Origin of the sequence: Tautonia sociabilis, from assembly GCF_003977685.1 — a bacterium.
GTDB classification, from domain to species: domain Bacteria; phylum Planctomycetota; class Planctomycetia; order Isosphaerales; family Isosphaeraceae; genus Tautonia; species Tautonia sociabilis.
Genome location: NZ_RYZH01000041.1, coordinates 44,075 through 65,392 on the forward strand (window position 1 = coordinate 44,075; position 21,318 = coordinate 65,392).

Below are 21,318 nucleotides of genomic sequence, written 5' to 3' on the forward strand. Positions count from 1 at the left end.
CACCGACATCGACATCAACACCAACACCAACATCGACGGCCGACGCCCCCGAGGCGGTTGTCTTGAACTCCACCCCGGACCCGGCCATCCCGGCGGTCGGAGCCTCCCGCACCTGGGCCTTCGCCCTGGCGGCCGGCCTGCTCGCCGGAGGGCTGGCCGCGGCGGCCGTCGAGGGGACGTATCAGACCTTCCGGCCCGGGCTGGTGCCCGAGGTCATCAATGGGGAGACCAACATGGTCGCCCCCCCTCACGAGATCGCCAGGGCGACCCGGCAGAATGCCTCCCTGAGCTTCGGCCTGATGGGTGGCTTGCTCGGCCTGGCGATGGGCTGGGCCGGCGGGCTCGCGGGCCGGTCGGGCCGGGGGCCGACGGCGAGGGCGGCGCTGCTGGGCCTGGTTGTCGGCCTGGCGGCGACGGCCCTGGCCTCCTTCCTGGTCATCCCCGCCTATTTTGAATATGACACGCAGGTGCAGGCCAACCAGGGAGAAAACCTGATCATCCCCCTGCTCGTCCACGTTGGCTCCTGGGCGGCGGCCGGCGCGGCGGGGGGCCTGGCCTTCGGGGTCGGCCTGGGCGGGACGGCCCGGGGGTTGGGGGCCCGGACGGCGATCGGGGGCCTGACCGGCGCGGCGGTCGGCGCCGTCGCCTATGAGCTGATCGGCGGCATCGCCTTCCCGATGGCCAAGACTCCCCAGCCGTTCGCCGAGCAGCTGGTCCCCCGGGCGCTGGCGATGCTGCTCACCTGCACCTTCGCCTCGGCGCTGGCCGCGTTCTCGGCCGTCGACGCCGAGCGGGGTCGCCGACCGACCTGATCGGGCCGGTCCGATCGCGGTGACGGAGGGCGGCCGGGGCCGAGGGCGCCCCGGCCGGCCGTCCGATCGCGGCGCTTGCCGCCGGGTCAGACGGTATACGGCTCCCGCTCGGGCCGGGAGCGGAGGCCGTTGGCCTCGTCGTCGTTGATGAACTCCTCGCGGTCGGGGTCGATCCGCAGGGTCCGGCCGAGCACCCAGGACAGCGCCGCCGCGTGGCAGGCGATGTGCGAGTGCCTCATGATCGAGGAGTTCGCCGCGGTGGTGCCGCGGGATCGGATCGCCGCGAACCAGTCCTTGGCGTGGGCGCCCACGTCGAGGCCGACCTGGGGGTTGGCCGAGAAGTCGGCCACCTCGGCGCGGAGCGAGGAGGGCTCGACGACGATGCCGCCGTTGTCTCCCGTCTCCACCCAGCCCTCCTCGCCCACGAACCGCACCGGGCAGGTGCCCAGCTCGTTGATCCAGCCCTTGCGGTCGCCGAAGGGGTCGTCGAGGAAGTCGAGGATGATCTCGACGCCGTCCTCGTAGCGGCAGGTGATGCGGTGTTCGGCCGGCTCGTACTCGACGGGCATCGTGTCGTCGGCTCCCTTGGCCTGCTGGCAGAGGTCCAGGGTGTGGGCGGCCCAGTCGAGCAGCCGGGCGCCGGAGTCGAAGTCCCAGTAGCCTCGCCAGCGTCCCTGGACGTAGGCCTCGTTGTAGGGGCGCCACGGCGCCGGGCCGAGCCAGCGGTCCCAGTCGCAGACGTCAACCGGCGGGGTCGGCTCACCGGGGAGCCAGGAATTGTCGAGCGTCGGCCGGTAGACGGAGGCGTACAGCGTTTTGAGCGTCCCGAGCTTGCCGCTGGTGGCCAGCTCGACCGCCTTCTGGAAGTTGGCCACGCTCCGGCGCTGGGTGCCGGCCTGGAAGACGCGGCCGGTCTGGCGAAAGGTGTCGTCGAGCTTCTGGCAGATCTCGATGGTCAGGCCGCACGGTTTCTCGCTGTAGACGTCTTTGCCCGCCTTCGCGGCCATGATGGAGGCGGGGCCGTGCCAGCGGTCGCCGGTGGCGATGAGCAGGGCGTCGAGGTCGGGGCGGTCGAGCAATTCGTGGAAGTCTCGGGTGACGGTGCAATCGGCGTTGCCGTAGTGCTCATCCACGAGCTTCTTGCCGTTCTCCCGCCGCGACCGCTGCACGTCGCAGACGGTGACGCACTGCATGTCGTCGAGGGGCAGCATGGCCTTCATCACGTAGGTGCATCTCGGGCCGAACCCGATGACGCCCATCGTGATCCGCTCCGACGCCGCCTTCCTCCCCGGCTGCCGGCCCAGGGCCGAGGCGGGCACGATCCAGGGCATCGCCATCGCCCCGCCGGCGGCGGCCATCGAGCCCCTGAGCCAGTCGCGTCGCGTCGGCTTGATCGGTGTCATACCCATGATGACATATGCTCCTGACTCAAAGAGGAAGCGGGGAAGAGTCCGGGGAGCCCCTCCTCCCGGCCGCCGATGCCTCGGGTCCGGCTCGCCCCGGCCCCCTGGTCCGCCCGGACCCGATCCGGCCCGTCGAGACCGGATTCCGGGAGGGGCCGGTGTGCCGAGCCTGCGCACCCTCGCCGACCGGCTCCAGCCCCTATCTCACCCGGTCCCGGGCTCCGCGGCAACGGCCCGGCCAGGAGATTCTTGGCATCGGGTCCAACGTCAACGCGATGGAGTTGATCCTGGAAGCGATCGGGAACCTGTGTGCACGCTTGACAAGTGAATATCGGAGCAGTTCCTTCGCCGCGAGAGTCGAGGCGCGACGAACGGCTCGACGTCGTGACGCCGCGGGGCCACGGGCCTGCCTGGCTGATGGGAACCATCCGCGCGGCGGTCCCCCGTGGCAGGGTGATCTGGCGGCCGACGCGGTCGGCCTCGAGGGCGAGCAGGCGGCGGCGCAGATCGTTGGGGGCGAGGCGTTCCCTTGGGAGTGTGACCTCCGGACGGTCGGGTCCGTTCGGCTCGGCTCGGCTCGGTTCGGTTCGGCTCGTCTCGGCCCGGCCCGGTCCTGGCCGGGGTCAGGCCGTCTCGCCGCCGTCGCTGGGGGGCGAAGCGTCCGCCACGACGGCGGTGGGCCCGCCGCGACGGGCGCGGAGGCCGGCGAGGAAGAGGGCCGACTGGCCGGCGACGATCGCGACGAGAAACGCGGCGGCGTCGGCCGCCAGGATCGGCCCCGCTCCCATCTCCTGGCCGTCCCAGGAGACGGTCAGGAACAGGTGCAGGGACACGGCGAACAGGAAGGCCAGCAGCAGGTATCCCAGCAGCGAGTCGGTCAGCCGGAGCGGCCGGAACGGGTTGTCGTGCGGGTAGAGCCGCATCGAGTTGTGGCCGATGGCGATCCGGACGCGCACGGAGACGAGCAGGCCGATGCCGCAGGTCACGAGCAACAGCGTCGTGAACAGGATCGGCCCGTAGGTCTCGGCCAGCTCCGGCGGGATATCCACCCTCGCGTCGTCGGCGATCTGCCCGAACGACGAGAGGGCCTCGAACGTGGAGAAGGTCATCAACCCGACGAACGAGAGCGTGCCGATCAGGTCCTGGTTGCACCCCTTGAGCGTCTCGTGGACGTGCTGCTCCCACTGCTCCCGGCCGACCTCCTCGAATTGGTCCTCCGCGATCCGAGTGCGGGCATAAGCCAGCACGTGCCGGTGGAACCGGGCGTCGATGAGCATCCAGACGATCACGATCCCCAGCCCGATCGCCGCCGCCACCGCCGGCGTCGCGTGCAGGGCCAGCGCCAGCACCGTGGCCGAGAACCCGGCGATCACGCTGGCCAGCAGGAAGTTCAGGTACGAAACCCCCAGGTAGTTCCTCCTCCCCGCCCGCTCCGGATCCCCCGCCCCCGCGAACGGCTTCCCTTGAATCAGTCGGGCGAAGAGCATCCCGTTGAGCGTCAGGCCCCCGTGCAGCCTCCCCATCCGCAACGCCAGCAGCAGCGAAGGCACCAGCACCATCACCGCATAGAAGGCGAACAGGTGGTCTTGCACCCGTCCCAGGCTCGGCGGCAGGCCGCCTTGCAGCGCGTTCTGCAGGAAAATCCCCATCGCCGCGTACACCGATCCGAGAAATGTGTACAGCTCCCGCCGCCGGTCGATGATCCCGTGGATCTCCCGGGAGACGGTCTCGAAGTCGGTCATGATGCATGCCCCAGCGGCCGGCCGGATGCTCCTGCCTCCCGGCGACGTCCCCTCGCCAGGTTCCTCGCCGGCCGACCGATCATGACGCGCGTCCCGCACCTCCGCAAGTCATCCGAGGGGAGAGCCGGGCTCGATCGGATCGATCTCCCGAGTGTCCCCGGCGGCCTCTCCCCGACACTCCCCTGCCCTTCGCTCCTCGGTCGGGATAGGATGACCCGGACCCCGACCACGGCGGACCCGACCCATCGAGGGCGAGCGATGTCCCGGGACACCCGGCCGAAGCGCGACCGGCACGCGCTGAACGACGACGGCATGGTCCTCTGCAATCCCCGGGACAGGGAGGCCGCCCACCGGGCCGAGATGGAGGGGATCGCCACGGAGAATCGCGCCGAGGTGACCTGCCGGACGTGCCGGGATCTCCTCCACCAGCAGGACCGGGACCGGAGGGATCGGGGAGCAGGCTGAGGCGAGGCGACGATCTGGGGAGGGACGACTGATGGGGAGCGATGTGGTGACGATCGCGGCGGCGGCGGCTCTCCTGGCGGCGTTGGGGGGAGGGCGGGCGATCGGGGAGGACCGGCCTCCGAACGTCGTCCTGATCCTGGTCGACGACCTCGGCTACGCCGACCTCGGGTGCTCTGGCAACGCCTCGGTGCTCACGCCGAACATCGACCGCCTCGCCGCCGAGGGCCTGCGCTTCACCGACTTCCACGCCAACGGCCCGATGTGCTCGGCCACCCGGGCCGCCCTGCTCACCGGACGCTACCAGAACCGCTTCGGCCGCGCCTTCGAGGCGGCGCTCGACGAGCATCGAGACGCCGACACCGGCCTTCCTCTGGAGGCGGTGACGATCGCCGAGGCCCTCGAGCCGGCCGGCTACGTCTCCGCGATCTTCGGCAAGTGGCACCTCGGCTACCGGGCGCCATTTTTGCCCACCCGCCAGGGGTTCGACGAGTTCGTCGGCCTGCTCACCGGCGACGGCGACCATCATTCCCACATCAGCCGATCCGGCCACGAGGACTGGTACCGCGGCGAGGCGATCGCGATGGAGGAGGGCTACAGCGTCGACCTGATCGCCCGCCTCGCCTGCGAGTTCATCGAGCGGCACCGAGACCGGCCGTTCTTCCTCGACGTCTCCCACCTGGCGATCCACTTCCCCTGGCAGGGGCCCGACGAGGGCCCGCACCGGCGCCCGGGGGTCGACTACAGCGGCCTGAGCAAGCTCGGCCCGCACCCTCCGGGGGAGGTCTCGCCGGTGGTCCGATCGATGATCGAGGCGGTCGACGCGAGCGTCGGCGCGATCATGGAGACGCTCCGACGGCTGGACCTGGACCAATCGACGCTGGTGATCTTCACCTCCGACAACGGCGGCTACCGCCACTACGGCGGCCGGTTCGAGGGGGAGATCTCCGACAACGGCCCCTTCCGAGGCCAGAAAGGGGAGCTGTTCGAGGGCGGCCACCGCGTCCCCGCGATCGTCCGGTGGCCGGGCCGGGTCGCTCCCGGCGTCACCGGCGAGACGGCGATGACGATGGACCTCATGCCCACCCTCCTCGACCTCGCCGGGATCGCCCCCGACGGCCCCGGCTCCCCGCCTTCGGACGGCATCAGCCTCTCCCCCCTGCTCCTCCAGGGCGATCCCCTCCCGGATCGCCCCCTGTTCTGGAGGATGGGAAACCAGGGCGCCGCCCGGCTCGGCCCCTGGAAGCTGGTGATCGACGGCAGCCGGCCGATGCTCTTCCACCTCGACGATGACCCCGGCGAGTCCCTCGACCTCGCCCCCCGAGAGCCCGACCGCGTCGCTCAGCTCTCGGCCCTGTACGACGCCTGGCAGCGCGAGGTCGACGGCGAGCGAGAGCCTGGGGGCGGGTCGCTCCCGATCCGGCCGGTCCTCGACGGGGGGAGCCCTCCTCAGAACGAACCGGCGTCGAGCACCTCGCGGCCGGCCCGGGTCCCGAGCGCCCGGTAGACGGCCAGGGCGATCGTGTGCTTCAAGAACTGGACGGAGCCGTCGGCGAAGGCGAAGCCGGTGACGCCGTCGTGCCGGCTGGCGGCGTCTCGGTCGTCCATCTCGGGGCTGGTGGGGGTGTGGCCCGTCTGGAACAGCGTGGTGTGGCCGTGGTCGTCGTCAGGGTCCTCCCGGATCGCGCCCGGCCAGACGGTCTCGGCGTAGAGATGGCCGCCGCTGGAGAGCACGGCGAACCGGCCGTTGTGCCGCTCTCCCACGGCGAGGGTCTGCGAGAGGCCGTCGGTGATGTCGGCGAACCGGATGCGGCTGTTCCGGCTGAACAGGCCTCGGCGGTCCTCCGGGTCGCCGAAGTCCATGTCGCCGGGGCCGAAGCTGGCGACGTAGCTGGCCATGGCGAAGCGCAGGCCCTCGCGATCGAGCTGCCCCTGCTGCGAAGTCTCGTCCGAGGGGCACAGGTACGACGAGATCGGCGTGACGCAGGCCGTCGCGTTCTCCACCGTCCAGGCCGCCAGGTCGAAGTTGATCGCGTCGAAGAGCGGCCCCTGCTCCATCTGGGGCAGGATCGCCGCCGCCCAGCCGAAGCCCCCCGTCCGATAGCCCGGCACGTGGGAATAGCCCATCGGCAGCGCTCCAGAGGCGTCGTGGTACGAATGCAGGGCGAGGGCCACTTGCTTCAGATTGTTGGTGCAGCTGATCCGGCGGGCCGCCTCGCGCGCCTTCTGCACCGCGGGCAGCAGCAGGGCGACCAGCACCCCGAGAATCGCGATCACCACGAGCAGTTCAATCAGCGTGAATCCGCGTCTCGCCGTCATGTCGGGCCCTCGATGCCGCGCCGGGGGAGAGAGAGGGGCGTGTAGGAAAAACGATGCGAACGTAATACCACCACCGCGACGGCGATGCAACGGGCCGTCGGCGAACGGACGGCCTCGGCCCTTGCGGGTGTCTTGCCCTGTCGGTCGTTCCGCCTGGATGGGTGTCGTGGGGTTCGGCGAGAGCTCCAGGAGACGTGTCGGCGGCGACCAAGACGCCCCGATCCGGCCTCAGAACCAGCGCTTCCGCCTGGCCCAGAGGTAGAGCATCAGCGGCGAGGTGACCATGACGACCAGCGCCGAGACGAAGATGGTCACGTGCGGCAGCCTCAGCCCGGCGAGCTGGATGTTGTCGCCGAAGAAGTTCATCCCGAAGAAGCCGACAAGGAAGTTCAGCGGCAGGAACAGGTAGGTGATCAGCGTCAGCGCCTTCATCACCTCGTTGGTGCGGTTGGCCGAGACGGAGAGGTACGTCTCCAGCGTGCTGGTGACGAGGTCCCGGATGCCGTCGGTGATGTCATGCAGGCGGACGAGGTGGTCGTAGACGTCCCGGAAGTAGACGCGGTCGCGGTCGTCGATCATCGGGTACGGGTCTCGGGCCAGGCGGTTGGCCACCTCGCGCTGGGGGGTGAGGATGCGGTGCACCCGCAGCACCGAGCGCTTCACCCGGAAGATCTCGTGGAGCATCCGGGGGTGGACGCGGTGGAAGACGCGGTCTTGCAGGTCGTCGATCGCATCGTCCAGGTGCTCGATGGCCGCCATGTGCTCGTCGACCGCCGCGTCGAGCAGCAGGTACGCCAGGTGGTCGGCCCCGTGCGCCAGCCGGTCGCTGGCGTCCCGGTCGACCAGCCGGCGGAGGCGGTCGAGCGACGAGAGCGGCTCGATGTGGTAGGTCACCAGGAAGTTCGCCCCCAGGAACAGGTCCAGCTCGTGCAGGCGGACCTCGTCGCGGTCCGGGTCGAAGTCGATGGCGTGGAAGACGATCGTGAGATACCGCCCCCAGTCGTCCACCTTCGGCGCGTTGGCCTCCCCCAGCGCGTCCTCGACGGCCAGGGGGTGAAAGTTGAACACGTCTCGGAGCAGGGTCTCGACCTCCGCCGAGGGCCGGCCGCCGGGGTTCTCCACGTCGAGCCAGAGCGTCCCCCGCTCGTCGGCCAGCGCCTCGCCGATGCGATCGACCGGCCAGTCCGCGTGGATCCCCCCGCCCGACTCCCGGTAGACCGCCCGCAGCCGGGGCATCCCGGCGGCCTCCGCATCGGCCCGCTCGACCTCGACCGCCTCGGCCATGACGCCTCCCCTTCCCCCTCCGAGTCGATCGCCGTCGGGAACCCGCCCCTTCCCGGCTCGGGCCGCCATTCTACTCGACATCGACCTCGGGAGGCGGCCCCGATGCTCGACGGCCGTCGCCCTTGCAGGAGCCCATCGATCCCTCACTCCGCCGTCCTCGGCGGCCCCGGCGAGGTCGTCCCCGGACCCGATCGCCCGCCGAGCCGCCTCCCCTGTTCAAGATCCGGCCGATCGGCTACGATCCCGACCCAACCTCGGGCCACGCCCGACGGCCGGGCCGCCCGATCGACCGGCCCGGCCCTCGATCGACCCCGTTCCGGAGGGACTCGGAATGCGACGGATCGCTCCCCTCATCCTCGGCGCCCTTGCCGTCTTCGGCCCGATCGCCGGGGCGAGCGGCCAGGCGCAGGCCCCGAACCGGATCCCGGCTCCCGCTCCCGCTCCCGCCCGGACGGCCGCCTCGGGTCCGGCGCCCTCAAGGTCCGCCACCGACGACCCCGCCGTGCAGCGGGCCGCCGCTCCCCACCCGGCCTCGGCCCCGGCCCAGGGTTCGCCAGCCGCCCCCATCCCGTCTCGCCCCGCCCCCGCTCCCGGCCAGGCCCCCGCGCCGCTCGCCGGACAGCAGGCCCCGGCGGCAGATGCCGGCGGCAACACTCACAATGCGGAACTCGACACCATCCTCGCCCAGTGGGAGCAGACCAGCGGCAGGATCGAGACTCTCTATGCCGCCTTCGAGCAGGTCGACGAGCTCGCCGTCGTCGGCGAGAAGAAGACGTACCAGGGCAAGGCCTATCTGCGCCGACCCAACCTCGTCGTCCTTCAACTGGAGAAGCAGGTCGAGTCCGAGGGCCAGGACTCGAAGTTCGTCTTCGACCGCCGCATCCTCGCCAACGGCGACGAGGTCATCGAGTTCGACGGCCCGCTCCGCCAGATCAACATCTATCCTTTGCCCAAGGACGCCCAGCAGCGCGCCCTGGAGGAAGGTCCCCTGCCCTTCCTCTTCCGTATGAACGTGCGAGACTTCAAGAATCGCTACCGCGCCTCGCTGATGCCCAGCACCCAGGAGGGCACCCACCGCATCGCCATCTACCCGCTGCACCCGGTCGACCGCGATGCCTTCTCCGTCGCCGTCCTGATCCTCGACGCCCGCACGCTTCAGCCCCGGAGCATCCACACGCTGGCGCCCAACGGCAAGGACAAGCAGAACTACTACATCAAGGAACTCCGGGCCAACGTCGAGCTGAAGCCCGAGCTCTTCGCCTGGGGAGCCGACCAGGCCCGCAAGGCCCAGCAGGACGGCTGGCGGATCATCCGCAATCCCGAGCCCCAGGCCGAGCCCGCCTCCCCCCCCCACCCCCCCCCCCCCGGGGCCCAGCCCCAGGAGCTCACCCCCATTCCCCGCCGCTAAACCAACCGGACGGGTGGCGAGGGTCGAGTCGACCCCAGTTGAGGAGGCCCGCGACGCTGGGGTCGACACGACCCCAGCAACCCCGCCGGAATCCCCCGCCGGCGGTCAGCCGACCGATCGCACCGCCCCCTCCCGCCTCGGGTCCGCCCTGCCGGAGAGGCCCCCTCCCGGCCCGACCATCGCGAGCTTGACCCCGCCAAAGTACATATCCGGGTGCGAGTACGTTACGATGTCGAACTCCCGGGCCAGCCGGGAGGTGTCGAACCCCGGCTCCACCCGGGCGACCGGCCGACCCCCGGCCGACTCCGGAGGGCTCACGTGCAGGCGGGGGGCGATCACCGCCTCGCCCGGGTCGAGCCCCTCGAAGACCATCCAGGCCCAGGTCTGCGCCAGCGCCGTCGTGATCCGGGAGGCCCCCGGCGAGCCGATCGCCAAGCGCCGGCCATCGTCGGCGATCGCGACCGTCGGCGTCATGTTCGAGACGATCCGAGCCCCCGGCCGCTGCGCCAGGAACCCCCTCGGGTTCAGCTCCGGCTCCCCCAGCGCGTTGTTGCAAACGATCCCCGTGCCGGGGATGACGATGCCGGCGTCGTAGCCGTTGCTCATGGCCATCGACGCCAGACCGCCGTCGGCCGTGGCCACGCTGATCTGCGTCGTTCCCGGCGCCGAAAGCCTGGGGAGCCACGGCAGCAGCCCCGAGTCTTCCAGCAGGGCCCGGGCCATCGCGTCGTCGAAGTCCGGGCAATCAAGCACTCCCGACCGCAGCTCCAGCAGCGCCCGCTGCGCCCGGGCCAGCAGCACGGCCCGCTCCCCCGGCGCCGAGCCGAGCGGCCAGCAGCGATCGAGCCACCCCACCATCACTCCCAGGGCCGCCCCCCCCACCGCCGGAGGAGGGTTCAGGGACAGGGTCCACTCTCGGGACCGGATCGCCAGCGGCCGGCGGACCTCCGCCCGGTACGACGCCAGGTCCCGTCGGGAGATCAGCCCGCCGCCGGAGGCCATCTCCCGGACGATCGCCGAGGCGAGGTCCCCCTCGTACAGCGCCCGGGTCCCTTCCCGGGCGATCTGCTCCATCGTCCCCTCCAGCCCGGCGATCCGGAACGGCGCTCCGGCCGGGGGGGGATGCTCCCGGTCGGGGAAGAAGGTGCGCAGGCACTCCTCCTGCCTCGCATACGGCCCCGGGCCGACCTGGGCCAGGTAGTTGACCATCGTCTTGCTCGCCGGCCATCCCGACCTCGCCAGCTCGACGCTCGGCGCCAGCACCTCGGCCCAGGGCAGGCGGCCGTGCCGCCTCCAGGTTTCCTCCAGCATCGCCGGCGCCCCCGGCACGGCGACCGTCCCTCGGCCGATCCGGATCGAGATGCCGCCGCCGTAGGGCAGCGCGTACTCGACCACGTCCAGCTCCCCGGGGGGCCTCCGGTCCTCCGAATCCCGCCCCGGCACCGTGTGGGAGCCGTCGATCAGCTCCGGCTCCCCCCCGCCTGGGGAGATCATCGCGAAGCCCGAGCCGCTGAGCGAGCAGAGCAACGACTCGGCCATCGTGGCCACGAAGCCCGCCGCCACGGCGATGTCCGCGGCGTTGCCCCCCAGCTCGGCGACCCTCGCCCCGGCGTCGGCGGTGGCGGGGGAATCGGCGGCGATGACGGCTCGGGTGGGGGTGGGCATGCGGGCGGGCCTCGACGGTTTGCCCCATTCTACCGAGGCCGTCCTCCCGATCGTCAGCCAGGCCCCGCCCTCCCGGAGATTGCTCCCTTCAAACGTCAAGGAGACTCTGATAAGATGAGGCCGCCCCCGAGCCCAGCCCAGCCGCCTCTTCCCGGCCTCCTGGCCCTGTTCTCTTCTCTGCCCGACCCCTGCTCCCCCCGCGCGGGCCCTCGGGCCCGGAGCCGATCCTGATGAGCCAGTCCCGAGACGGCCGGCGCCCCGCTCCGATTGACGCGATGGTCGCCAACGGCAAGGCGGCGGTCGACTTCCTGTTCGAGAACTCGATGTTCCTGATCGCCGGGGCGGCCGTCGCGCTGCTCTGGGCGAACGTCGACGCGACGGGCTATGGGGAGCTGGTCCACGGTTCTCCGCTCTCCGGCCGGGGCGGCGAGGTGCTCACGCTCCAGTTCCTCGTCAACGACGTGCTCATGGCCATCTTCTTCGGCATCGCCGCCAAGGAGGTCTGGGAGGCCCTGCTCCCCGGCGGACCGCTGTCGGATCCGAAGCGGGCGGCCACCCCGTTGCTGGCGACCCTGGGGGGGGTGGCGATGCCGGCGCTGGTCTACCTCGTCGGCGCGGGGTTGGCCGGCCGGATGGACGACCTCGGCCGGGGCTGGGCGGTGCCGTGCGCCACCGACATCGCCTTCAGCTACCTCGTCGCCCGGATGATCTTCGGCCCGGGCCACCCGGCCATCGCCTTCCTGCTGCTGCTGGCCATCGCCGACGACGCCGCCGGCCTGGCGATCCTCGCCGTGTTTTACCCCGAGGAGGCCATCCTCCCAGCCTGGTTCCTGCTCACCGCCTCGGCCATCGGTCTGGGCCTGCTGCTGAGGGCCCGGGGCGTGCGAAGCTTCTGGTGGTACCTGCTCGGCCCGGGGATCCTCTGCTGGTGGTCGTTCGAGCAGGCCGGCATCCACCCGGCGCTGGGCCTGGTGCCGATCATCCCCACCCTGCCCCACTCTCCCGGCGACCGCGGCCTCTTCGCCCCCAGCGACCCGATCCGCCGCTCCACCCTCGACGCCTTTGGCCACTGGTGGAGCCGCCCCACCGAGCTGATCCTCGGCCTCTTCGGCCTGGCCAACGCCGGCGTCTCGCTGGGGCACCTCGGCACCGGCACCTGGCTGGTCCTCGGCGGCCTGGTGCTGGGCAAGCCGCTGGGAATCACCCTGTTCACCGCGCTGGGAGAATCCGTCTTCGGCCTGAAGCGGCCCGAGAGGATGGGCTATCGCCACGTGCTGGTGATGGGGATCGTGGCGGGGATCGGGTTCACCGTCGCGCTGTTCGTCTCCTCGGCGGCCTTCCCCGAGCCGGGCCCGATCCAGGACGCCGCCAAGATGGGAGCCCTTGGCAGCTTCCTCTCGGCCGCCGTCGCCTTCCCCCTGGCCCGAGCCCTCCGCGTCCGGGACCCCTCGTCCGCCGAGGCCGACCCGGCCGACGACCCCCCGGTTCCCCCCCCTCCTCTTCCAGGATCGCCTCCCCAAGCCGAGTGGGCACCCGAGGGGAGCCGTCCCCGAAACGGGTGGGACCGAATCGAAGGGAAAAACAGCGGATCGGACTGGATCGGGCCGGATCGGTTCACGACCGCTCAATAGCTGTGCGGGTCCAGCCGGACGGCTCCCCGGAAGGTCCAGTAGACGATCCCCGTGTAGGTCAGCACCAGCGGCGCCCCAATGGCGGCCACGATCGCCATGTTCCCGAGCGTCCGCTCCGAGCTGGCCGCGTTGTACACCGTCAGGCTGCGCTGCTCGGGGGCGATCGAGCTGGTCACCAGGTTCGGGAACAGCGCGATCCCGAACAGGACGACGAACCCCGCGATCGCCGAGCAGCTCGAGGCGAACGCCCGAGCCGGACGGTGCCGGTAGAGGTTGCGCGGGATGTTGGCGATCGCCAGGATGTTGGCGAAGACCACCAGCCACACCCAGGGGAACCTCTCGAAATTCGCCGTCGCCCTGGGGATCTCCACCAGCGTGACGATCGTCACCGTCAGATAGGCCACGAGAAAAAACCCGAACCCGGTCCACGCCCTCGCATAGAGCCGATCGCGCAGGTCCCCCTCCGTCTTCAGCAGCAGGTAGATCGCCCCGTGCATGGCGAACAGCGCCACGGCCAGCACCCCGACGAGGACCGAGTAGGGGGAGATCAGATCGAGGAAGTCCCCCGCGTACAGCCCCCGATCGTCCAGCGGCACCCCCGCCATCGCCGCCCCCACGGCCACGCCGAAGAGTGCCGTCGCCAGCAGGCTCGAGGCGAAGAATCCCAGGTCGAACGCCTGCCGCCACCGCCGGCCTTGCCGTTTGCTGCGGAACTCGATCGACACCGCCCGGAAGATCAGCGCGAAGAGCACGAGCATGAACGCGGCGTAAAAGCCCGAGAAGACCGTCGCATACGCCTCCGGGAACGCCGCGAACATCGCCCCGCCGAAGGTGACCAGCCACACCTCGTTGCCGTCCCAGATCGGCCCGATCGCGTTGAGCAGCACCCTCCGCTCGGTGTCGTCCCTCGCCGTCAGGTGGAGCATCCCCACCCCCAGGTCGAAGCCGTCCAGCATCGCGTAGCCGGCCAGCAAGATCCCCAGAATGATGAACCAAAGCACGTGAAGATCCATAAGAGCGTCTCCTTCCCGGGAGGATGGCCGATGTCGGGTGATCGTCAGGGACGGTTTCATGATCGAGGACGGCCGACCGCCATTGGTCAGCCGCCGTTCACCGTCTTCTCCTGCTTCGCCGTCTTCTCCTGCTTCGCCTCCGTCAGCGTCCCCGAGTGGGCCACCCGCTCGCTCGCCGCCAGTAGCAGGCCGGGCCCCGGCTCCTCCCCGCCCTCGGGGAGGGAAACGGGCTCGGGACCGTGCTGGATCTTGTGGTTGAGGATCAACAGCCAGAGGACGAACAGCAGCGCATAGATCAATCCGAACATGACGATTGATCCGAGCACCTGCTCGGCCCGCACCACCTCCGACAGCGCCTCGCTCGTCCGCAGCCCCCCTTCCGGGCCCCCCGCCCCGATCGTCGGGTACACGACCCAGGGCTGCCGGCCGACCTCCGCCGTCACCCAGCCCAGCTCGTTGGCCGCGAACGCCGGCACCACGGCGACGACGTGATACCAGAGCAGCCACCGCTTCCGGTACAGCGTCCCCCGCCAGAGGAAGAGGCACGAAACCAGGCACGAGCCGAGGAACAGCAGGCCGATCCCCACCATCGCGTGATAGGCCTGGAAGGTGAGCCAGACCGGCGGCATGCCCCAGTCCTCCTCCAGCTCGTCGAAGCCCGGGACCTCGGCCCCGGGATCCCCGTGCAGCAGCAGGCTGAGCATTCCCGGAATCTCGACCGAGTACCGCAGCTGTTTTGCCTCCTCGTCCGGCCAGCCGAAGAGCGACAGCCCCGCCCCCCGCTTCGACTCGAACAGCCCCTCCATCGCCGCCAGCTTCGCCGGCTGACGCTCCCCGACGCCGATCGCCTGCGCGTGCCCCGACGCCAGTTGCGCCAGCGACGAGACGGTCGCCAGCAGCAGCGCCCCGGTGAACGACCTCCGGGCGAACTCCTCGTGCCGGCCCTTCAGCAAGTACCACGCCGAGATGCTCATCACGAAGAACGCCCCCAGGAGGAACGCCCCAAGCCAGACATGCACCAGGCGATCCACCGTCGACGGGTTGAACACCATCGCCCAGAAGTCGGTGATCTCGGCCCGCTGGAAGGTCTGGCCGTGGATGACGTGCTCGCGCAGCTCGAACCCCGCCGGCGTTTGCTGCCAGCTGTTGGCGATCACGATCCAGATCGACGAGAACAGCCCTCCCACCGCCACCATCAGCGTGGCGACGAAGTGCGTCTTCACCCCCACCCGCTCCCAGCCGAAGAGCAGGACCGCCAGGAACCCCGACTCCAAAAAAAACGCGAAGATCCCCTCCGCCGCCAGCGCCGAGCCGAACACGTCGCCGACGTACCTCGAGTACGCCGCCCAGTTCGTGCCGAACTCGAACTCCATCACGATCCCCGTCACCACCCCCAGCGCGAAGTTCAGGCCGAAGATCCTGGTCCAGAACCTGGCCGCCTGCTCGAAGATCGGGTCCTCCGGCGTTCGCAGGCGCATCGCCCCGAGATACACCAGCACCATCCCCAGCCCGATCGTCAGCGGAGGGAACAGGTAATGGAACATGATGGTGAAGGCGAACTGCAGGCGGGAAAGCAGCAGGACGTCCACGGCGCTGGGCTCCGGCTCACGGCAGGTCCACGATCCGGCGGGGCGAGCACGCACCGTCGCCTCGCTCCGCTCCCGGAGGGGGGCGGCCAGGGCCAGGCCGGGCCGGAGGCACGGTCGGCCTTGGGGCCCCCTGCTCCGCGATCGTAATCGATCCGGTGGTGAAATTCCAGCTATACGACTTTGTTGATTCGTTTGAAATTCGCGGAGCCTGCGAACCGTTCGGAACGTTCACCGAAGCCGACACCCTGGTCCGATCGGGATCGGAGCCGGGCGCCGTGTCGCCGAAGGCCGGGCCGAACTCCGTCTGGGGTCTTAGGTCAAGGGCAATAGCCAGGCGCCGAGCATCGTCGCCAGCAGGCCCGTGAGCCCCATGACGCCGGTCATGGGGGTGACCGTCTTCAGGCCCTCGGCCTCGGTCAGCCCGGCCATCTGACAGATCACCCAGAACCCGCTGTCGGCCATCCACGCGAACGGCTTGGACCCGCAGCCGATCGCCATCGCCAGGTAGACCGGATGGCAGCCCAGCCCCCCCGACTCGGCCAGCGGCGCCAGCACGCCGACGGCGGTGATCATCGCCACCGTCGCCGACCCCTGCGCCGTCCTCACCAGGGCCGACACCAAAAACGCCAGCGGCAGCACCGCCATCGCCGAGCCGCCTCCGGCCATCGCCTCGATCGACTCCGCCACGCCCCCCTGCCGGATCGCCGCCCCGAACGCCCCGCCGGCCGAAGTGATCAGGATGATGACCCCGCCCCCCGCCAGCGCCGACCCCGCCGCCGAGGCCAGCGACTTCCGGTCCCTCCCCGGCCTCCCCGCCAGCGTCGCCAGTGCCACCGCCGCGGCGATCGCCAGCGCCACGTTCTTGTCTCCCAGCGTTTTCAACGCCGGGGAGACGGCCTCCACCCACCCCGGCGCCGGTTCGTCGCCGAGCCCCTTCACCACGGTCGATACCGCCGCGTCGGAGGCGATCAGCACGAACGGCAGCACGATCGGCGCCATCGCCAGCCACAGCGGCGGCAGGTCCGAGTCCGGCTTGCGGATGACCGCCTCCAGGTCCTCGATCGCCAGGTCGCCCGAGTCGCGCAGGGGGATGTCCATTCTCCGGTTCAGCCACGTCGCGAACGCGAAGCCGCTCAGCGCCGCCACCGAGCCGATCACCACCCCGGCCGCCGCCATCGTCAGCAGGTCGACCCCCAGCTCCCCGGCCACCAGCAGCGGGCCGGGAGTGGGGGGGACGAGCGAGTGCGCCATCGTCGCCCCGGCGACGATCGCCAGGACGTAGAGCAGGTAATCCTTCCTCGTCCGCAGCCACATCGCCTTGCCCAGGGGCATGATCAGGTAGAAGACCGTGTCGAAGAACACCGGGATCGCCAGCACGAACCCGCTGCCCAGGAACGCCAGGGCGGCCCTCCCCTGCCCCACCAGCCCCACGGCCGACCGCACGATCCGGTCGGCCGAGCCGCTGTCCAGCAGGCACTTGCCGATGATCGCCGCCATCGCGATCAGGATCCCAATCCCCGCCGCCGTGTCCCCGAACCCCTCGGCCACGCGGTCGGCGGCCGTCGCCGAGGCGAACGCCGCCGCCTGCTCCTCGGTCCAGTCCCCGGCCGCCACCTTCGCCTCGGCCGTCGCCTCCAGCGTCTCCCTCGGCGTCAGCGACGCCACCGCGAACGCCGCCAGCAGCAGCGCCAGGAACGCATGCAGCCTCAGCCACAGGATCCCCGCCAGCACGATGCCGACGGCCAGCAGCAGGGTCGCCACGGGATGCATGGAAGCGGGCTCCGGGGGCCGGGAGGGACCTCGCGCAGCGTTTCGGAGTCGCGGAGGAGAACACACCTCGGAAATCAAAAGATCATCGATCGAGACCTCCCGGCGAGCCTCCGCCCGACGATCCGAAGCCGACTTCTCCTCCCCCTCTCGACCGTTCTCCGCGTCCTCCTCGTCTCGACTCGTCGGCTCGGCGGCTCCTCGGCCCGGCGAGCGGTTCGATCCTCACGCCAGCCCCGCCAGCGGCAAGACCATCGCCAGCAACACGCTGATCACCAGCCCCACCCCTCCCAGGATCAACAGCAGGGGAGTCCAGCTCTTCAGCGCCTCCGCCTCCGTCAGGCCGCTCATCTTGGCGAAGACCCAGAAGCCGCTGTCGTTCATCCACGACCCGATCAGCGATCCGCTGCCGATGGCCGTCGCCAGGTAGGCCGGGTGATAGCCCAGGGCCGCCGCCGCGTCCGCCGGCACCAGCGCCGCGATGATCCCCGACGCGGTGATCATCGCCACCGTGCTCGACCCCTGCGCCACCTTCAACACCGCCGACACCAGGAAGCCCACCAGCATCAGGATCAGGCCCGACGGCGCCGCCCCCCCCGACGACCCGCCGCCGTCCCCCGGCCCGAAGGCCCCCTCGATCACGGCCCCGATCTGAGCCTGCGCCAGCATCGCCCCAAAGGCCCCGCCCGCGGCGGTGATCAAAATGATCACGCCGGCGCTCATCAGCGAATGCTCGACCATCCGCGCCAGCTCCTCCCGAGTCGTCCCCCGCTGCCGGACCAGGATCAGCAGCCCCACCGCCGCCGAGACCAGCAGCGCGAAGTTCGGGTCCCCCACCAGCGCCGCCGCGTCCGACACCCGCCTCGTCGGCGTCTCCCAGACCTGCCGCCGCAGCACCCCTTCCGGGTAGATCTCCTCCAGCACCAGCCGGTTGGCCCGCTCCACCTCCGCGTCCGACATCCTCGAGAGGTTCCCCGAGCCCAGCGCCCGGCCGGCGTCCCGGACCAGCAGCACCCGCTCGTTCACCGCCGCCGCGATCGCCTCGGCCGACGGCGCTTCCAGCCCCGCTTCGGCCATCAGGTCCCGCAGGCGGGCCCTCGGCGTGCCGGGGATCAGGTCGGCCCGGGAGAGCGGCTCCATGAACCCCTCGGGGCTGAGCACGTCCTCGGCCACCATCCGAGCCGCGTGCTCGGAGTCGGCCACGGTCTTCAGCACCGTGTTCGTCGTGATCAGGATCACCGGCAGGGCCACCGGCAAGATCGCCAGCCACAACGGCGGCAACTGGTCGTCGCCCGGCGGAGCGGGCTCCGCCATCCCCGAAACCGACCGCATCGGCACCGGCATCCTCCGATCCGCCCAGCCGCAGAACGCCAGCCCCACGACCGCCGAGGGCAGGGCCACCGCCACTCCGATCAGAATCATCGCCCCCAGGTCGATCCCCAGGTTCGCCGCCATCAGCAGCGGCCCCGGCGTCGGCGGCACCAGCGTGTGCGTGATCGCCCCGCCGCAGGCGATCGCCAGCACATACTTCAAGTAATGCGTCCCCGTCCTCCGATACAGCGACCTCCCCAGCGGCACCAGCAGGTAGAACACCGTGTCGAAGAAGACCGGCACCGCCAGCACGAACCCGCTGCCCATCAGCGCCGTCGCCGCCCGCTTCTCCCCCAGCAGCCCCAGGAAAAACCGCACGATCCGATCCGCCGCCCCGCTCTCCATCAGGCACGTGCCGATCACCGCCGCCAACGCGATCACCACCCCGATGTTCCCCGCCGTCGCCCCGAACGCCGACGCCACCCGGCCAATCTTCTCCGCGATCGGCCCCGGCGCCATCAGGCTGACCAGCATCGCCGAGGAGATCAGCGCGATAAACGCATTCAAGCGCAAAACAAGAATCATCCCAATGACCGTCGCGATGCCGATCGCCAGGATGACCAGCGGGTGAATCCCCATCGCCGACTCGCCTCCGCTCATGGTGCGCCGCGCCGCGCCGCACCGCATTGGCCCGGCCCGGTGGGCCGGCCGGAACGACATCTCCCGGAATCGTCGCTCGACCCGAAGTGATCGACACGCCCCGGATCCCCGCCCCTCCCGGCCGGGATCCCGCGATTCGGGACCGACACTATCACGCCGGCCTCCCCCCCGCAAACACCCAGCGGCCTCGGCCCGCTTCGTGTCCACCGGAGCGAGTGCTCGCGGACCATCGGAACGCGGCGCACCGTCGTGGAACGTCCTCGGGTTCCTCCCCTCGCGACGCCGGCCGTCTCCCCCGGCCGATCCCTCCTCGATCGCGCCGGGGGATCGCTGGCGATCGGCCCGGCCTCCTCGTAGGCTAGGAGGCGGGACGGCGGCCCGGCGTCGGCCGCCTTCGACTCGATTCCGGCCGGGGCCAGACCGGGAGCAAGCCATGACTCGACGGACGATCCTCGGGGCGTTGACGATCGCGGCGGCCGTCGGGCCGGCGGTCGCCCTCGGGGGGGAGGCGCACCCCTTCCACATCACCATCGCCGAGGCCGACTACAACGCCGATTCCGGCACGCTGGAGGTCGCCCTCCGCGTCTACAACCCCGGCGATCTGGAAGCGGCCCTCGGCCGACGTGCCGGCGAGCGCGTCGACCTGGAACGCACCGAAAACGTCGACGCCCTGATCCTCGCCTACCTCAAGGAGGCCCTGGTCGCCACCCCCCCCGGCGGCGATCCCGCCCCCATCTGCTGGGTCGGCAAGGAAGTCACCCTCAAGACCGCCTGGCTCTACTTCGAGATCCCCCTGCCCGACGGCCCCGAGGGCGTCTGCTTCACCAACACCCTGCTCTTCGAGGTCGAGCCCGACCAGGTCAACACCATCGTCTTCGGGCGCGGCAAGGACCGCGCCTCGCTCCGATTCTCCCGGGACCATCCCTCCCAGACCTTCCGCCGCCCCGACCCCGCTCCCTCCCCCGACCCCGGCAGCAACGTCGACGTCGACGGCCTTTGAGCCGAACGCCCCGGCCCGGTTCCATCATGCCGGAGTTCGGGGGGAGCGATCGTTGGGTCGCGGAGGCCGGGATCGGGTCGACCCCGGCCTCGGGGCTCAGCCATCCCGGACAACCGGGATCGGGGCGTCGCGTCGAACCGATTGCCCCCGGCTCTCCTCCCTCGGGCCTCCTCCCCCGGCTGTGGCGTCCCGGACCCGGGGGCCGATAGGATGGAACACTCGGACGCATCCGTCCCGTCGTTGGCGACCGTCGCCCGGCGGCCGGATCCGACCTCGATTCGATCCCTCGGCCTCGAACGGGAGGGCGGCGCGATGGGCAGCGATCCTCGGTCGGCAATCGGGCGGGCGGCCTCGGCCCTGGCGGCGATGCTGGCGGTCGCGCTGGCGACCTCCGCCGCCGCCCTCTCCCCCCGCCAGGACGCTCCCCTGCCTCAGGAGAACTCCCAGGAATCGCCCCCTCCCGCCGCCCGCCCCCGCGCGGTCCCCCGGGAGAAGCCGGCCAGGAACATCGAGGAGAAGTCCGACGCCGGCGGCCTCCGCCTGCCTCCCGCCAACGCCGCCCCCGGCGGCCTGGCCGACCGCCCCGGCGACGACCCCCTCGAGCCCGGCGCCCTGCCCGCCGAGGGGGACCGCCCCGCCCCGGCCCGGCCCGCGGACCCCAACGCCCCGGTCGTCCCCTCCTGGCCCTTCCTCTATGAGCTGACCCTCGCCAGCTTCGACGGCGCCCCGCTGGCCGCCCGCTATTACCCCTCCCAGGAAGGGGCCTCGGCCGCCGTCATCCTCCTGGTCCACGACCTGGCCCCCGGCCGCTCGATCAAGGACTTCGACGATCCCATCGAGGAACTCGACGGCAAGGGGCTCGCCGGCGCCTTGCAGCAGGAGGGCTACGCCGTGCTCGCCCTCGACCTGCGCGGCTTCGGCCGCAGCCCCTCCCGGCTGCCGGAGGCCCAGGCCGCCTCCCGTCGCGTCGGAGACCTCCAGGCCGCCTACCGCTTCCTGCTCGACCGCCACAACCGCCGAGAGCTGAACCTGGCCAAGCTCGGCGTTGTCGGCCTCGGCGCCGGGGCGAACCTGGCCGCCTCCTGGCTCGCCTCCCCCGGCGGCGCCGTCTCCATCGAGGGCCGCACCAGCGACCTCGCCGGCCTGGTCCTCGTCTCCCCCCGGGCCGACCTCGACGGCGTCCCCATCGACCGCGCCGTCTCCGCCCTCGCCCCCCGCTTCCCCATCCTGCTGCTCTTCGGCTCGGCCGACG

General features: G+C 71.1%; 16 protein-coding genes. 7 read left to right on the forward strand and 9 right to left on the reverse strand.

Translation table 11 applies throughout. The features are described from left to right. The first annotated feature begins 62 nt into the window (after positions 1-62). Positions 63-812: a hypothetical protein gene (locus TsocGM_RS18920; protein ID WP_126727028.1), complete on the forward strand. Its 750-nt coding sequence runs from the start codon at positions 63-65 to the stop codon at positions 810-812. Positions 813-898: 86 nt separating this feature from the next. Here TsocGM_RS18920 and TsocGM_RS18925 read toward each other — a convergent pair whose 3' ends face one another. Both TsocGM_RS18925 and TsocGM_RS18930 read right to left on the reverse strand, forming a co-directional pair. After that, positions 899-2,221, reverse strand: a complete 1,323-nt coding sequence (locus TsocGM_RS18925) for a Gfo/Idh/MocA family protein (RefSeq protein WP_199756834.1) — start codon at positions 2,219-2,221, stop codon at positions 899-901. A gap of 617 nt (positions 2,222-2,838) precedes the next feature. Then, positions 2,839-3,957, reverse strand: a complete 1,119-nt coding sequence (locus TsocGM_RS18930; RefSeq protein ID WP_126727029.1) for a hypothetical protein — start codon at positions 3,955-3,957, stop codon at positions 2,839-2,841. A 258-nt stretch (positions 3,958-4,215) separates the two neighbouring features. On the opposite strand from TsocGM_RS18930, the gene TsocGM_RS18935 reads away from it, so the two are divergent. Next, positions 4,216-4,422: a hypothetical protein gene (locus tag TsocGM_RS18935; protein WP_126727030.1), complete on the forward strand. Its 207-nt coding sequence runs from the start codon at positions 4,216-4,218 to the stop codon at positions 4,420-4,422. 31 nt (positions 4,423-4,453) lie between these two features. Beyond that, positions 4,454-5,926, forward strand: a complete 1,473-nt coding sequence (locus TsocGM_RS18940) for a sulfatase-like hydrolase/transferase (RefSeq protein WP_126727031.1) — start codon at positions 4,454-4,456, stop codon at positions 5,924-5,926. Here TsocGM_RS18940 and TsocGM_RS18945 read toward each other — a convergent pair. Continuing rightward, positions 5,869-6,738, reverse strand: coding sequence for a DUF1559 domain-containing protein (locus tag TsocGM_RS18945; RefSeq protein WP_126727032.1), 870 nt, complete (start codon positions 6,736-6,738; stop codon positions 5,869-5,871). The genes TsocGM_RS18940 and TsocGM_RS18945 overlap by 58 nt on opposite strands. A gap of 228 nt (positions 6,739-6,966) precedes the next feature. Further along, complete coding sequence (gene corA / locus TsocGM_RS18950) at positions 6,967-8,022, reverse strand: magnesium/cobalt transporter CorA (protein ID WP_126727033.1); 1,056 nt, start codon at positions 8,020-8,022, stop codon at positions 6,967-6,969. A 331-nt stretch (positions 8,023-8,353) separates the two neighbouring features. On the opposite strand from corA, the gene TsocGM_RS18955 reads away from it, so the two are divergent. Further along, on the forward strand, positions 8,354-9,430 hold the full coding sequence (locus TsocGM_RS18955; RefSeq protein WP_126727034.1) for an outer-membrane lipoprotein carrier protein LolA: 1,077 nt from the start codon (positions 8,354-8,356) through the stop codon (positions 9,428-9,430). 105 nt (positions 9,431-9,535) lie between these two features. Here TsocGM_RS18955 and TsocGM_RS18960 read toward each other — a convergent pair whose 3' ends face one another. After that, entirely contained in the window at positions 9,536-11,095 is a 1,560-nt protein-coding gene (locus tag TsocGM_RS18960) for a gamma-glutamyltransferase (protein ID WP_126727035.1), read from the reverse strand. 230 nt (positions 11,096-11,325) lie between these two features. Here TsocGM_RS18960 and TsocGM_RS18965 point away from each other — a divergent pair, with 230 nt between their 5' ends. Continuing rightward, a complete protein-coding gene (locus tag TsocGM_RS18965) occupies positions 11,326-12,726 on the forward strand; it encodes a Na+/H+ antiporter NhaA (RefSeq protein ID WP_199756835.1) in 1,401 nt (466 codons plus the stop codon). Here TsocGM_RS18965 and cydB read toward each other — a convergent pair. The 4 genes from cydB to TsocGM_RS18985 all read right to left on the reverse strand — a co-directional run bounded on the left by cydB (position 12,720) and on the right by TsocGM_RS18985 (position 19,126). Then, positions 12,720-13,739, reverse strand: a complete 1,020-nt coding sequence (gene cydB, locus TsocGM_RS18970) for a cytochrome d ubiquinol oxidase subunit II (RefSeq protein ID WP_126727036.1) — start codon at positions 13,737-13,739, stop codon at positions 12,720-12,722. The genes TsocGM_RS18965 and cydB overlap by 7 nt on opposite strands. Before the next feature lie 86 nt (positions 13,740-13,825). Beyond that, entirely contained in the window at positions 13,826-15,328 is a 1,503-nt protein-coding gene (locus TsocGM_RS18975) for a cytochrome ubiquinol oxidase subunit I (RefSeq protein ID WP_126727037.1), read from the reverse strand. Between the two features lie 312 nt (positions 15,329-15,640). Then, positions 15,641-17,098 carry a GntP family permease gene (locus TsocGM_RS18980; protein WP_126727038.1) on the reverse strand — a complete coding sequence of 486 codons (1,458 nt, stop codon included), beginning with the start codon at positions 17,096-17,098 and terminating at the stop codon, positions 15,641-15,643. Positions 17,099-17,320: 222 nt separating this feature from the next. Next, complete coding sequence (locus TsocGM_RS18985) at positions 17,321-19,126, reverse strand: GntP family permease (protein ID WP_199756836.1); 1,806 nt, start codon at positions 19,124-19,126, stop codon at positions 17,321-17,323. Positions 19,127-19,499: 373 nt separating this feature from the next. On the opposite strand from TsocGM_RS18985, the gene TsocGM_RS18990 reads away from it, so the two are divergent. Next, entirely contained in the window at positions 19,500-20,066 is a 567-nt protein-coding gene (locus TsocGM_RS18990; protein WP_126727039.1) for a DUF6702 family protein, read from the forward strand. A 312-nt stretch (positions 20,067-20,378) separates the two neighbouring features. Next, a partial coding sequence (locus tag TsocGM_RS18995; protein ID WP_199756837.1) for an alpha/beta hydrolase occupies positions 20,379-21,318 on the forward strand: 940 nt, incomplete at its 3' end.

Bases quoted from the DNA above. Each gene is read 5' to 3' on its own strand.
- TsocGM_RS18925 (WP_199756834.1), bottom strand. From the start codon at position 2,221: ATGGGTATGACACCGATCAAGCCGACGCGACGCGACTGGCTCAGGGGC.
- TsocGM_RS18945 (WP_126727032.1), bottom strand. From the start codon at position 6,738: ATGACGGCGAGACGCGGATTCACGCTGATTGAACTGCTCGTGGTGATC.
- TsocGM_RS18980 (WP_126727038.1), bottom strand. From the start codon at position 17,098: ATGCATCCCGTGGCGACCCTGCTGCTGGCCGTCGGCATCGTGCTGGCG.
- cydB (WP_126727036.1), bottom strand. From the start codon at position 13,739: ATGGATCTTCACGTGCTTTGGTTCATCATTCTGGGGATCTTGCTGGCC.
- TsocGM_RS18940 (WP_126727031.1), top strand. From the start codon at position 4,454: ATGGGGAGCGATGTGGTGACGATCGCGGCGGCGGCGGCTCTCCTGGCG.
- TsocGM_RS18985 (WP_199756836.1), bottom strand. From the start codon at position 19,126: ATGTCGTTCCGGCCGGCCCACCGGGCCGGGCCAATGCGGTGCGGCGCG.
- TsocGM_RS18965 (WP_199756835.1), top strand. From the start codon at position 11,326: ATGAGCCAGTCCCGAGACGGCCGGCGCCCCGCTCCGATTGACGCGATG.
- TsocGM_RS18930 (WP_126727029.1), bottom strand. From the start codon at position 3,957: ATGACCGACTTCGAGACCGTCTCCCGGGAGATCCACGGGATCATCGAC.
- TsocGM_RS18955 (WP_126727034.1), top strand. From the start codon at position 8,354: ATGCGACGGATCGCTCCCCTCATCCTCGGCGCCCTTGCCGTCTTCGGC.
- TsocGM_RS18935 (WP_126727030.1), top strand. From the start codon at position 4,216: ATGTCCCGGGACACCCGGCCGAAGCGCGACCGGCACGCGCTGAACGAC.
- corA (WP_126727033.1), bottom strand. From the start codon at position 8,022: ATGGCCGAGGCGGTCGAGGTCGAGCGGGCCGATGCGGAGGCCGCCGGG.
- TsocGM_RS18990 (WP_126727039.1), top strand. From the start codon at position 19,500: ATGACTCGACGGACGATCCTCGGGGCGTTGACGATCGCGGCGGCCGTC.
- TsocGM_RS18960 (WP_126727035.1), bottom strand. From the start codon at position 11,095: ATGCCCACCCCCACCCGAGCCGTCATCGCCGCCGATTCCCCCGCCACC.